Annotated in this window: 12 protein-coding genes; all 12 read right to left on the reverse strand. The window is 67.5% G+C overall.

The annotated features are described in order from the left end of the window. Positions 1-136: 136 nt before the first annotated feature. A complete protein-coding gene (gene hpf, locus AC1RIF_RS21600; protein WP_492603413.1) occupies positions 137-814 on the reverse strand; it encodes a ribosome hibernation-promoting factor, HPF/YfiA family in 678 nt (225 codons plus the stop codon). 262 nt (positions 815-1,076) lie between these two features. Continuing rightward, positions 1,077-1,751 carry a ComF family protein gene (locus tag AC1RIF_RS21605; protein ID WP_492603414.1) on the reverse strand — a complete coding sequence of 225 codons (675 nt, stop codon included), beginning with the start codon at positions 1,749-1,751 and terminating at the stop codon, positions 1,077-1,079. A gap of 52 nt (positions 1,752-1,803) precedes the next feature. Further along, positions 1,804-3,558: an MtrAB system accessory lipoprotein LpqB gene (gene lpqB / locus AC1RIF_RS21610; RefSeq protein ID WP_492603520.1), complete on the reverse strand. Its 1,755-nt coding sequence runs from the start codon at positions 3,556-3,558 to the stop codon at positions 1,804-1,806. Between the two features lie 44 nt (positions 3,559-3,602). Then, complete coding sequence (gene mtrB, locus AC1RIF_RS21615) at positions 3,603-5,435, reverse strand: MtrAB system histidine kinase MtrB (RefSeq protein WP_492603415.1); 1,833 nt, start codon at positions 5,433-5,435, stop codon at positions 3,603-3,605. Continuing rightward, positions 5,432-6,109 carry an MtrAB system response regulator MtrA gene (mtrA, locus tag AC1RIF_RS21620; RefSeq protein ID WP_114721928.1) on the reverse strand — a complete coding sequence of 226 codons (678 nt, stop codon included), beginning with the start codon at positions 6,107-6,109 and terminating at the stop codon, positions 5,432-5,434. The genes mtrB and mtrA overlap by 4 nt, the downstream gene beginning before the upstream one ends. Positions 6,110-6,202: 93 nt before the next feature. Continuing rightward, positions 6,203-6,865 carry a dTMP kinase gene (locus tag AC1RIF_RS21625; protein ID WP_492603416.1) on the reverse strand — a complete coding sequence of 221 codons (663 nt, stop codon included), beginning with the start codon at positions 6,863-6,865 and terminating at the stop codon, positions 6,203-6,205. Positions 6,866-7,015: 150 nt separating this feature from the next. Beyond that, a complete protein-coding gene (gene ahcY / locus AC1RIF_RS21630; protein WP_492603417.1) occupies positions 7,016-8,494 on the reverse strand; it encodes an adenosylhomocysteinase in 1,479 nt (492 codons plus the stop codon). Between the two features lie 78 nt (positions 8,495-8,572). Then, positions 8,573-9,181 carry a TetR/AcrR family transcriptional regulator gene (locus AC1RIF_RS21635; protein WP_492603418.1) on the reverse strand — a complete coding sequence of 203 codons (609 nt, stop codon included), beginning with the start codon at positions 9,179-9,181 and terminating at the stop codon, positions 8,573-8,575. 23 nt (positions 9,182-9,204) lie between these two features. Next, the gene (locus AC1RIF_RS21640; RefSeq protein WP_492603419.1) at positions 9,205-9,387 is read right to left on the reverse strand and encodes a rubredoxin; all 183 of its coding nucleotides are present in this window, start codon (positions 9,385-9,387) and stop codon (positions 9,205-9,207) included. A 2-nt stretch (positions 9,388-9,389) separates the two neighbouring features. Further along, positions 9,390-9,557, reverse strand: a complete 168-nt coding sequence (locus AC1RIF_RS21645) for a rubredoxin (protein ID WP_492603420.1) — start codon at positions 9,555-9,557, stop codon at positions 9,390-9,392. Continuing rightward, a complete protein-coding gene (locus AC1RIF_RS21650; RefSeq protein ID WP_492603421.1) occupies positions 9,554-10,765 on the reverse strand; it encodes an alkane 1-monooxygenase in 1,212 nt (403 codons plus the stop codon). The genes AC1RIF_RS21645 and AC1RIF_RS21650 overlap by 4 nt, the downstream gene beginning before the upstream one ends. 108 nt (positions 10,766-10,873) lie before the next feature. Next, positions 10,874-12,379, reverse strand: a complete 1,506-nt coding sequence (locus AC1RIF_RS21655) for an amino acid permease (RefSeq protein ID WP_492603422.1) — start codon at positions 12,377-12,379, stop codon at positions 10,874-10,876. Positions 12,380-12,431 lie beyond the last annotated feature (52 nt).

Consider the following 12,431-nt stretch of genomic DNA (forward strand, 5'->3'; position numbering starts at 1 on the left):
CTTTGTCCTCAATCCAGTGTCAGGAATTCAGCGTCAGGTACATGACAAACGGAATCCGGCCGAGGTCGGGCGACCCCAGCCGGATCCCATGGTATGCGCAATCACGGTCGGGCGAGTAGACCGACCGTCCGCGACATCACGCCAGACGGATCAACCCGTAGTCGAACGCGTGGCGTCGATACACGACAGAAGGCCGATCGGTCTCCTTGTCGTGGAACAGATAGAAGTCGTGCCCGACCAGTTCCATCTCGTACAGCGCGTCGTCGACGGTCATCGGCTCGGCGGAGTGGACCTTCGTGCGCACGATCTGACCCGGACCGGGCGGAGCCTCGCCGTCCAGCGACAAATCGCGATCGATCGCCAGCGAGTCGTCCTGCGCCAGCGCGGCCGTGGCCTGCGCGACGGATACCGGAGTCTTCTCTCCGTAGTGGACCTTGCGGCGATCCTTGGTACGACGCAATCGACTTTCCAGCTTGGCAGTCACGGATTCGAATGCCGCGTAGAAACTGTCCGCGCTCGCTTCGGCGCGGGCGACAGGACCCTTGCCGCGGGCCGTGATCTCGACTCGCTGGCAACTCTTCGCCTGTCGGCGGTTACGTTCGTGCTGGAGTTCCACGTCGAAGTGGAAGATGGTGGGATCGAAACGCTCGAGTCGTGCGAGCTTCTCGGAAACGTAGACCCGGAAATGTTCCGGCACTTCCACGTTGCGTCCTTTGACGACGATTTCGGCGTTGTTCACGCCCGTAGTACTTGGAGCCTCCGCGATGGCGGTGTCTTCGTCGACGAAAACCGAGGCTTGCGTAGGGGTCGTCACTCGTACCTCCCGATAAACGGCCGGCTCACATTGATGGAGACCGGCGAGTTCGATCTCGACCGGGCGGGGAACCACCCGGCTCAGAACGTGAAATATCACCTCCCACCTGTGTCTTCGGGTGTGAACGCGACGCTAGTACGTAACCGCTCGGTGTGCCACTGTTCAGCCATATTTCACCGGTGTGTCGTCTGTGACATCTGTCCCGATCCGGTGAATTCCCCGGGCGTTTCGCCAGCCTCCGCGCGTCGCCGGAATTGTCCGGTCATGCCGCCGCGACGACCAGCACCGCTCCGACCTGCACACCTGCCGATCCGAGCACCCGAACCGCCTCGGCCGAGGTCGCCCCCGTCGTGACGACGTCGTCCACGAGAACGATTTCGGCACCCGCTCGACCGAGCCGGACGATTTCGTCACGCCGCGCGGCGGAAATGCGAATCCGACCCGCCAGGTTGTCCTGGCGCTGCGCCGCCGACAGCCCGACGGAATCCCGCACACCCCGCCGCATCGACAGTGCCGGACAGACCCGGCAACCCGTCTCCAGCAGCCGCGCGGCGGCGTGCGCGGACCGCAGCACCGGGTCGCCACCACGCGTGCGCGCGGTGCGGGCCCGGCTCGGCGCCGGAACGAGCAACAGCGGCGCCAACTGCGGCGGATCCAGCTCACCCCAGCGCCGCAGCGTGTCGATCGCGTCGGCGAGCGCGGCACCGAGCGGAGCCGCGAGATCTCGCCGCCCCCGTTCCTTCGCCGCGATCACCGCGCGCCGGCGCGGACCCCCGTACGGGCCCAGCGCCCACACCGGCACGCCGGGATCGACCCGCGGGCGCACCGTCACCGGATCGTCGGACAGGGCACGCCGGCACCGATCGCACCAATCCGTGCCGGGTTCACCGCAACCCCCGCACTCGGCGGGGAGAACCAGATCGAGGAGCGCTCGCATCCGCCGAGTGTGCCCCGCGCCCCCGACAGAATCCGCCGGGCAGTTGCAGTGGTCAGCCCGGCAGCACCGGGATCGCCTTCGACCCGGTCAGGCCGGGAACCTCACGCCAGTAGCGGTCGCCGGCCGGGTCGTTGTTGTTGAGCTGGAACACCGCCCGCGAGTCCGCGACGAACTCGGTGGTCGACGTCGCGTCCACCGCCAGCACCGGCGAGGTGAGGTTGCGGCTCGGCAACGAGTCCATCCGCGAACCGTCGACAGCCAGCTGCACGACCGGAACATCCGACCCGGAACGGGCCACGACCACCGTGTCCCCCGTGCTCCAGTCGAGCGACACCGCGGGACTGCCGAGACCGTGCGCGATCGCGCGCGGGTTGGTGAGCGAGAACTCACCGTCCGGCTGCTGCACCACCGTCGCCACGTAGACCTTGCCGTCGACGATCAACGCCGCCCGCACCCCGTCCCGGGACAACCGCAGCTCGGTGATCGGCCCGCCGAGCGCGCTGATCGCGCCGGTCTCGACGTTCGTCGTCGTGAGTTTTCCGGTGCCGGTCTCGCGCACCACCCGCACCACGGCCGAACCGTTGATCGCGGCCCACACGGTGGAACCGTCGAAGGCCCACGACGGCCGGGTGATCGACTGCGCCTCGAGCGCGGTGGCGACGTTTCCGTCGTAGGTGCCCACGACCAGCGCGGTCTGCGGCTCCGGCGCCGGTCGGCGCGTCTCGGCCACCGCCGCCGCGAGCGTCCCGTCCCGCGACAGCGCGATCGACCGGAGGTTGTCCGAGGCACCGAAGTACCCGGGGACCGGCACGACGGCCGCGTCGTTCACGGAGACCAGCCCGCCGCCGCGCAGCGCGTGCAGGCCGACGCTGGCGCTGGACGTCGCGAGCGGATTCAACGACGCCACATCCGCCGTCGTCCACCCCTCGCGGTACCTCTCGTCGAGCGGCTGACCGTCGGCCAGCAGGACGTACGGACCGGAGATGTCGGCGTTCGCCAACGTCCAGACAACCTGCGCGGCAAGAAGTTCCCGCGACTGCGTGTTCATCCGCCCGAGCCCCTGGAAGTCGATACTGACCCCGCCCAGCCCCACCCCGACCTGGGACGCTCGGCCGTCGGCCTTGGTGATGGTGCCGAGCACGGAGACACCCGCGCCCAACTCGTTGCGCACCGCACCGGCCAGCGACGGTTTGGGGCCGTCGATGAGCAGACCGATCAGCTGCGTCACCATCTGGTCCGGGCTCGCCGAGATCCAGCGGGGATCGGGAACGACCGTCTGCGCCGTCGGATCGAGGAAGTACAACGACTTGCGCTGATACGCATTGAGGAACTGCGGACGGTCCATGATCACGCCGTTCGGCAGGTCGTCGATCCGCCATTCACCGTCCACCTTGGCCCAGCTGAACTTGGCCTCGAACGTGCCCTCCTGCGCCTGGTACAGGCCGCCCGGCTCGAGCTGACCCACCCGGTTGGCACGAATCGTGTAGACCGCCCGGTCGGCGGTGCGGGACTCGAGGATGAGGTCGATCTTGTCGACGATCGTCGCGCTCGCGGCGTCGTCCCACCGCGCCGACATGTCCTTGGTCAGATACTGCCGGGCTGCGAGATGCCGATTGGCCGGGTCGGTGCTGGCCTTGACGAAGTCTCGCAACAGCAGATCCGGCTCGCGGCCGTGTGCCGGTGCCTCGACGCTGGTGCTGACCGGCGAACGCTCGATGGTCCCGATCGCCTGCGGTGTCGACGAGTCCGGCAGATTCGCGCAGCCCGCCGTGCCGAGCAACAGCGCGGCCAGTGCGACCGCTGCCACCGTCGTCCGCGAGCGTCTGCCGTGACGCCGCACCCGCGTGCCGGTCACGACTCACGCTCCCGCACCCGGGGCACCGTCGGGGACTCGTCGGGATCCGGCTGGCGCGACGGCGCCGAAGCCTCCGAGAGCGTCGAAGCCTCCGCAGGCTGTGGCGGCTGTGGCAGCTGCTGCGGCTCCTGCTGCGCCGACGGGGCGGTGTCCGGGCCCGCGGCTGCCTCCTCCGGCGTGGGCGTGACCGGGGGCAGCGGCTGTCCCTGGACCAGCTTCTTGGTCGCGGGCTTCAGCGGCAGCGGGCTCCGGGTGACCTTGCGCCCGCGCACCCGTGGCAACGTCAGACGGAAGCACGCTCCCTCGCCGGGCTCGCCCCACGCCTCGAGCGTGCCGTTGTGCAGGTTCGCGTCCTCCACGCTGATCGCCAGGCCCAGCCCGGTTCCGCCGGACCGCCGGACGCGGGAGGGGTCCGACCGCCAGAACCGGTTGAACACCAGCTTCTCCTCCCCAGGGCGCAATCCGACACCCTGGTCACGCACGATGAAGGCGGCCGCGTCGTCGTCGGCCCGCAACCGCAACAGGACGGGCTTGCCCTCGCCGTGGTCGATCGCGTTCGCGAGCAGATTCCGCAGGATGCGCTCCACGCGGCGCGGATCCACCTCCGCGATCACGGCGTCCTCCGGCAGATCCACGATCAGTTCCGTCGAGGTCTCCTTCGCGAGGTGGCGAACCGTGGAGATCGCCGCGCGCGCACACATCCGCAGGTCCAGCTGTTCGGCCGCCAGCTCCGCGACACCGGCGTCGTGCCGGGAAATCTCGAGCAGATCCCCGAGAAGGCTCTCGAACCGGTCCAGCTCCGCGACGAGCAGCTCGGACGACCGCTTCAGGATGGGGTCGAGTTCGTCGCTGCTGTCGTGGATCAGGTCCGCTGCCATCCGGACGGTGGTGAGCGGGGTGCGCAGCTCGTGGCTCACGTCCGACGTGAAGCGCTTCTGCAGATTGCCGAACTCCTCGAGCTGGGTGATCTGCTTCGACAGGCTCTCGGCCATCTCGTTGAACGACATCGCCAGCCGGGCCATGTCGTCCTCACCGCGGACGGGCATGCGTTCCTTGAGCCGGCCGTCGGCGAACCGCACCGCGATCCGGGACGCCGACCGGATCGGCATGACGACCTGGCGGGCGACGAGCATCGAGATCGCGGCGAGCAGCACGGCCAGCACCGCACCGCCGATCAGCATCGTGCCCCGCACCAGGGACAGGCTGCGGTCCTCACTCGCGAGGGGAAACACGAGGTACAGCTCGAGCGTCGCGATGTCCGACGACGTGGGGCTGCCGATGATCAGCGCCGGACCCGAGTAGCCGTTGGCGTCGGACACGGTCGCGAACTGGTAGCTGATCTGGTTCGCCTGGACGAAGTCGCGCAGGCTCGCCGGAATCTGGGTCGCCGGCCCGCTCGTGGTCGGCTCCCGAGGGCCGTCTCCCGGCACGATGAGCACCGGATCGAAGGTACCTGCGGATCCGGATGTCTGGCCACCGTCGGGCTGCCGGTTCGTCAAGGCCAGGCGGGCGGCCTCGAGCCGCACCTGGAGCGATCCGCTGTCGTCGGCACCGGAGAGCTGCGCCTCGACCGTGCTGCGCGCGCGGTCGAGCTCCTCGGTGGCGGCAGTGATCTTCGCCTCGAGAAGCCGATCGGTGATCTGGCTGGTCAACACCACGCCGAGAATCGTGATCACGATCAGCGACAGCGACAGCGTCGACACGACGACGCGCAGCTGCAAGGACCGGCGCCATGCGTGGGCAAGCCAGTTGCCACACGCGCGACACCAGCGGATCAGCGGCGAGAAAGCCCGGCTGGCTCGCCGCCGGTTCCGGCGGGCACCGATCACGGCGGTCCGGCCTTGTAGCCGACCCCCCTGACAGTAAGCACCACCTCGGGATTCTCGGGATCCTTCTCGACCTTGGCGCGCAGTCGCTGCACGTGCACGTTCACCAGACGCGTGTCGGCCGCGTGACGGTATCCCCAGACCTGCTCGAGCAGGACCTCACGGGTGAAAACCTGCCGCGGCTTGCGCGCGAGAGCGACCAGGAGGTCGAACTCGAGCGGCGTGAGCGAGATGAGCGCGTTGTCGCGGGTCACCTTGTGCGCCGGCACGTCGATCATGATGTCGCCGATGCTCAGGACCTCGGCCGGCTCTTCCTCCGTGCGGCGGAGCCGAGCGCGCACCCGGGCAACCAGTTCCTTCGGCTTGAACGGCTTCATGATGTAGTCGTCCGCGCCCGACTCGAGGCCCAGGACCACGTCGACCGTGTCCGTCTTGGCGGTGAGCATGACGATCGGGACACCCGATTCGGCCCGCAGCACCCGGCACACGTCGATACCGTTCATGCCCGGCAGCATGAGGTCGAGGAGCACCAGATCCGGTCGGGTCTCACGAACGGCCGACAACGCCTGGCTTCCGTCACCGACCACGAAGGGTTCGAATCCCTCACCGCGGAGCACGATGGTGAGCATCTCGGCGAGCGCCGTGTCATCGTCGACAACCAGAATCCTTGGCTTCATATCCCTATCGTTACATCTCTGAGGCTGCTAAATGCGGAAAGGCGCGTTCACTGCCGCGGCGTGCCGCTCAATGTGGCCGGGCGGACCCCGGTACTACTGCGCTGCGCTGCGCCGCTCATGCAAGAGTGCCAGTTTATCGGCGAGAGCGCCCGGATCCACATCGGGCGCGACCGACCACCACGGCGAGTTCCAGTCCGCGGCGGCCAGCTCCCGGTACACCTGCCCCGTGCGGGCCTGCAGGCCACTGTCCTTCTCGTAGGCGTCCAGTGTGCGCGAACTGTCCGCGGCCCCACGCCGCCGCGCCCGCTCTTCCGCGAGCGCCACCGGCACATCGAGGTACATCTGCAGGTCCGGCCGTGGCAGCCCCAGACGGTCGAACTCGAGTTCCTCGATCCACCGCACGAACTCGCCGTCCCCGTGCTGGTGCAGCCGGGCCGCGCCGTACGCCGCGTTGGAGGCGACGTAGCGGTCCAGTATCACCACGTCGTCGGCCGCGAGCAGGCCCTGCAGCTGTGGTGCGGCACCGGCCCGGTCGAGGGCGAACATCACCGCCATCGCGTGGACCGACTCGCTGAGGTCGCCGTGCGCACCCTTGAGCGCCTCCGACGCGAGATCCGCATGGATCGACGCACCGTAGCGGGGGAAATCGAGCGTCGCGACCGTCAGACCGCCCTGCTCGAGCTGCGCGACGACCTTGCCGACCAACGTCCGTTTGCCGGCGCCGTCGAGCCCTTCCAGGGCGATGAGAGTTCCCACGGTCGCCGAGCCTATCGGTGCTCGCCGCCGCGCCTCGGATTCGACGCTGCGAGGGCTGTCACAACGCGGTGAGGACAGCAGTGGCCGGGGATCGCGTCACGATCCCCGGCCACAGTCGTCGGTGCAACCGACTCGGTCCTACGTCACGGGTCAGTAGCGGTAGTGCTCGGGCTTGTACGGGCCCTCCACGTCGACGCCGATGTACTCGGCCTGATCCTTCGTCAGCTTCGTGATCGAGCCGCCGAGCGCCTCGACGTGGATCTTCGCGACCTTCTCGTCGAGGTGCTTGGGCAGGCGGTACACCTCGTTGTCGTACTCGTCCGGCTTGGTCCACAGCTCGATCTGCGCGATCGTCTGGTTCGCGAACGAGTTCGACATCACGAACGACGGATGTCCGGTGGCGTTGCCGAGGTTCAGCAGACGTCCTTCGGACAGCACGATGATCGAGTGGCCGTCGGCGAACGTGAACTCGTCGACCTGCGGCTTGATGTTGATCCGCGTGACGTCACCGGCGCGCTCGAGGCCCGCCATGTCGATCTCGTTGTCGAAGTGGCCGATGTTGCCCAGGATCGCCTGGTGCTTCATCTGCTTCATGTGCTCGAAGGAGATGATGTCCTTGTTGCCGGTGGCCGTGATGACGATGTCGGCCTGACCGATGAACTCCTCGACGGTCTTGACGTCGAAGCCGTCCATCATCGCCTGCAGCGCGTTGATGGGGTCGATCTCGGTGACGGTGACGCGGGCGCCCTGGCCGCGCAGCGCCTCGGCGCAGCCCTTTCCGACGTCTCCGTAGCCGCACACCAGCGCAGCCTTGCCGCCGATCAGCACGTCGGTGCCGCGGTTGATGCCGTCGAGCAGCGAGTGGCGGGTGCCGTACTTGTTGTCGAACTTGCTCTTGGTGACCGAGTCGTTGACGTTGATCGCCGGGAACGCCAGCTCACCGGCGGCGGCGAACTGGTACAGGCGCAGCACGCCGGTGGTGGTCTCCTCGGTGACGCCCTTGACCGACTCCGCGATCGCGGTCCACTTGCCGGCGTCCGCCTCGAGCGACTTGCGCAGCAGCGCCAGGAACACCTTGTACTCGTCCGAGTCGTGCTCGTCGTCGGTGGGCGGCACGACGCCGGCCTTCTCGTACTGCGCACCGCGAAGCACGAGCATCGTGGCGTCACCGCCGTCGTCGAGGATCATGTTCGCCGTGGTGCCGGGCCACGTGAGCATCTGCTCGGCCGCCCACCAGTACTCCTCGAGGGTCTCGCCCTTCCACGCGAAGACGGGAACACCCTTGGGCTCCTCGACGGTGCCGTGCGGGCCGACGACGATGGCCGCGGCGGCGTGATCCTGCGTCGAGAAGATGTTGCACGACGCCCATCGAACTTCAGCACCGAGGGCCGTCAACGTCTCGATCAGGACCGCGGTCTGGATCGTCATGTGCAGCGAACCGGACACGCGAGCACCCTTGAGCGGCAACACGTCCGCATACTCACGGCGCAGCGCCATCAGACCCGGCATCTCGTGCTCCGCGAGGCGGATCTCCTTGCGACCGAACTCGGCGAGCGAAAGATCCGCCACCTTGAAATCGATACCGTTACGGTGCTCGGCCACGGGCGCCGCTGAAACTGAGGACGTCATGTGTCTCTCCTGTTCGCTGTCTGGAATGACACCCAGGTTATCGGGTAGCCGATCCACCCGGGGACGTGCCGTACCCCGTCAGACGTGTGCGACCACGTCCACGAACGGCGCGAGCAGGGCGGCAAGGTCGCGAGCATCGTCACCGTCGGACGCGGGCGGCATCGATACGTAACTCAGCGCGACTCGCACGACACCCCGCGCCAGCACCGCCGAGTCGGCTTCGGACGCCTGAATCCAGCTCCGCCGGAACGTCTCCGCCAGCCGCCCCGACGCCCGCTCGATCAGCGGCGCGCTGTCGGTCGTGACGATCCGCAGCAGGTCCGGTTTGGCAGCACCGGTCCGCAGCGAGCACACCAGCGGGTCGTCGGCGCTGGCCCGGAAGAACGCGCCGAACCCGTCGACCAGCGCAGCCCGCGCGTCCCCGACGTGCGCGTACACCGCTGCCGCCACCGCGTCGACGAACCGGTCGACCAGTTGCAGCGCGTACCCCTCCGCCAGGCCCTGACGCGACCCGAATTCGTTGTACAGCGTCTGCCGAGAGATCCCCGCGACCGCGGCGACATCGGTCATCGTCACCTTCGACCAGTCCCGCTCGAGCAGCAGGTCGTGGACCGCGCCGAGGATCGACTCGCGCAGCAGCAGCCGCGAGGCCTCCTGATAGGGCACACGGGGTTGCAACTCGGTCATGCCACCGACCCTAGTGACATCGGTCACCTGCGCTCGACTTCGACCATGAAGAAGTCCTCCTTGGCCGCGCCGCAATCCGGGCAACTCCAGTCGTCGGGGATGTCCTCCCAGCGGGTGCCGGGCGCGATACCGTCGTCCGGCCAGCCCTTCGCCTCGTCGTACTCGAATCCGCACTGCGCACACTGGTAGAGCTTGTACTCGGTCACGATCACCCTCCTACGGGTTCGAAGTCGATCTTCTCGCGAACGCCGCAATCGGGGCAGCACCAGTCGTCCGGCACCGCATCCCACGCCGTCCCGGCCGGGAAACCCTCCCGCGGAGCGCCGACGGACTCGTCGAACACGAACTCGCACACCGGACAGCGATACGCGCTCATGCCAGTCCCCCGTGCGCCGCGAGCAGCTTCTCCCGCTTGCTCGGCTGCAGGTTGGCCCGGGTGACGTCGCCGTCGTAGTGGGCGAGGACCTTTCGATCCATCACCGCCCGCCACAGCGGCGGCACGTACGCGAGCATGATCATGCTGGCGTAGCCGCTGGGCAGATTCGGCGCAATGTCCATGCTGCGCAACGTCTGATAGCGCCGCGTCGGGTTCGCGTGGTGATCGCTGTGTCGTTGCAGGTGGTACAGGAAGATGTTGGTGCAGATGTGGTCGCTGTTCCAGCTGTGCGCCGGCGTACAGCGCTCGTAGCGACCGCTCTCGGTGCGCTGCCGGAGCAGACCGTAGTGCTCGAGGTAGTTCACCGTTTCTAGCAGGGAGAATCCGAACACGGCCTGCAGCAACAGGAACGGGGCCACATCCCAACCGAAGATCGCGATCATCGCGCCGAACAGCACGACCGACATCAGCCAGGCGTTGAGCACGTCGTTGCGAATCGTCCACGGCCCCTTGCCGAGCCGCTCGAGCCGCGCCTTCTCCAGCCCCCACGACGACCGCAGACTCCCCCACACGCTGCGCGGCAGGAAGGCCCAGAAGCTCTCCCCCAAACGCGAACTCGCGGGATCTTCCGGGGTCGCAACGCGGACGTGATGTCCGCGGTTGTGCTCGATGTAGAAGTGACCGTAGAAGGACTGTGCGAGGGTGATCTTCGACAGCCACCGCTCGAGATCGTCCTTCTTGTGGCCCAGCTCGTGGGCCGTGTTGATCCCGATGCCGGCGACACAACCGACGCTGATTGCCAGGCCGATCTTCGAGACCAATCCCAGCCCGCCGTCGATACCGAGCCAGCCCAGGTCGTCGGCCGACCACAGGTAGCACGCGACCACGACGGTCACGATCTGCAGCGGGATGTACGCGTAGGTACACCAGCGGTAGTACCGGTCGTTCTCGAGTTGCTCCATGACCTCGTCGGGCGGGTTCTGTCCGTCCGCGCCGAATGCCAGGTCGAGGATGGGCAGCAGCACGTACACCAGCAGCGGACCGATCCACCACCAGACGGGTGCCACCGCCTCGAGGCCCACCCGGTTCGTCGCCCACACCAATCCGAGGGCCAGGAAGATCGCCGTGGGCGGAATGAGCCCCAGCAACCACAGGTACCGCTTCTTGTCCCGCCATACCGCCGTATCGGCCGGCGCGTGCGTCGCCATCGACGTCCCCTTCCACGAGACCGCCCGGTGTGGGCGGCATCACCATGAAGTGGACGATACTCGGCAGCACGTATGCCGTCTAGACAATGAAGCCGATTTGTAAAGCAATCACGTGGTGTCGCGTTCGGCTTCCCGGGCCCGGATACTCAGCATCGAGTGCCGCCGACTGTAGGCGAAGTACACGACCACGCCGAGCGCCATCCAGACGACGAACCGCAACCACGTCTCGACAGACAGGTTGACCATGAGCCACACGCACGCGATCACCGCGAGGATCGGGACCAGGGGCACGAGCGGCACCCGGAACCCGCGCGGCAGGTCGGGACGAGTCCGCCGCAGCACCACGACGCCGATCGACACCAGCACGAACGCGAACAGCGTGCCGATGTTGACCATCTCCTCGAGCGTGCCGATCGGGAAGAAGGCCGCGAGGAGTCCGACGACGACACCGACGACCAGCGTGATCCGCACCGGTGTCCCGCGCTTGCCGGTGGGCGCCAGCGCCCGGGGCATCAGACCGTCCCGGGACATCGCGAACAACACGCGCGTCTGCCCCAGCATCAGGACCATGACCACCGTCGTGAGGCCCGCCAGTGCACCGAACGAGATGAGGTTCTTGGCCCAGTCCATTCCGTTGAGCGCGAACGCCGTCGCGAGCGTGGAATCGTCACCCGCCAGATCGGTGTAGTTCACCATCCCGGTGAGCACGAGTGACACCGCCACGTACAGCACCGTCACGATCGCGAGCGAGCCGAGAATGCCTCGCGGCAACGCGGTCTGCGGGTTCTTCGTCTCCTCCGCAGTGGTCGCGACCACGTCGAACCCGATGAACGCGAAGAACACCAGGCTCGCGGCGGCCAGCAGTCCGTACCAACCGAACGTGCTGCCACCGGCGCCGGTGACGAACGAGAACAGCGACTGGTGGATGCCCTCGCCGGTGGAACCTTCCTCGGACGGCGGAATGTACGGCGAGTAGTTCGATGCCTTGATGAAGAAGGCGCCGACCACCACGACGAAGAGCACGACGGCCACCTTGATCGCGGTGATCACCGCCGAGACCCGCGACGACAACTTGGTCCCCGTCGCCAGCAGCACGGTGATGACCGCGACGATGAGGACGGCACCCCAGTCGATCTTCAGCGAACCGAGATGCACGACCGGAGTGGCACTTCCGAGGACCTCACCGAGATACAGCGACCAACCCTTCGCCACCACCGATGCCGCGAGCGCGAACTCGAGAATGAGATCCCAGCCGATGATCCACGCGACGAACTCGCCGAATGTCGCGTAGGAGAAGGTGTATGCACTGCCCGCCACGGGCACGGTCGACGCGAACTCGGCGTAGCACAGCGCGGCCAGCGCGCAGGCGACCGCGGCGAAGGCGAACGCAAGCGACACCGAGGGCCCCGCGACGTTGCCGGCGGTACGGGCGGTCAGCGTGAAGATGCCGGCGCCGATCACGACCGCGACACCGAAGACAGTCAAGTCCCACGCGGTCAGGTCCTTGCGGAGTTTGGTCTCCGGTTCGTCGGTCTCGAGAATCGACTGTTCGATCGACTTGGTCCGGAACAACCCGGAGCGGGGTTTCGCCGCCTTCCGGTCGGGTGTCACCATCACGTCCTCCTCGGGAGGTAGGGATGGACGTCAGCCTATGCCCGCACGCGGA

The sequence above is a fragment of the Prescottella sp. GW823-FHT02E09 genome (assembly GCF_058797375.1).

What these genes read in the sequence shown, in the direction of transcription:
- AC1RIF_RS21645 (WP_492603420.1), bottom strand. Translation starts at nt 9,557, where the DNA reads ATGAGCGCGTATCGCTGTCCGGTGTGCGAGTTCGTGTTCGACGAGTCC.
- AC1RIF_RS21605 (WP_492603414.1), bottom strand. Translation starts at nt 1,751, where the DNA reads ATGCGAGCGCTCCTCGATCTGGTTCTCCCCGCCGAGTGCGGGGGTTGC.
- mtrA (WP_114721928.1), bottom strand. Translation starts at nt 6,109, where the DNA reads ATGAAGCCAAGGATTCTGGTTGTCGACGATGACACGGCGCTCGCCGAG.
- AC1RIF_RS21650 (WP_492603421.1), bottom strand. Translation starts at nt 10,765, where the DNA reads ATGGCGACGCACGCGCCGGCCGATACGGCGGTATGGCGGGACAAGAAG.
- AC1RIF_RS21655 (WP_492603422.1), bottom strand. Translation starts at nt 12,379, where the DNA reads ATGGTGACACCCGACCGGAAGGCGGCGAAACCCCGCTCCGGGTTGTTC.
- AC1RIF_RS21635 (WP_492603418.1), bottom strand. Translation starts at nt 9,181, where the DNA reads ATGACCGAGTTGCAACCCCGTGTGCCCTATCAGGAGGCCTCGCGGCTG.
- ahcY (WP_492603417.1), bottom strand. Translation starts at nt 8,494, where the DNA reads ATGACGTCCTCAGTTTCAGCGGCGCCCGTGGCCGAGCACCGTAACGGT.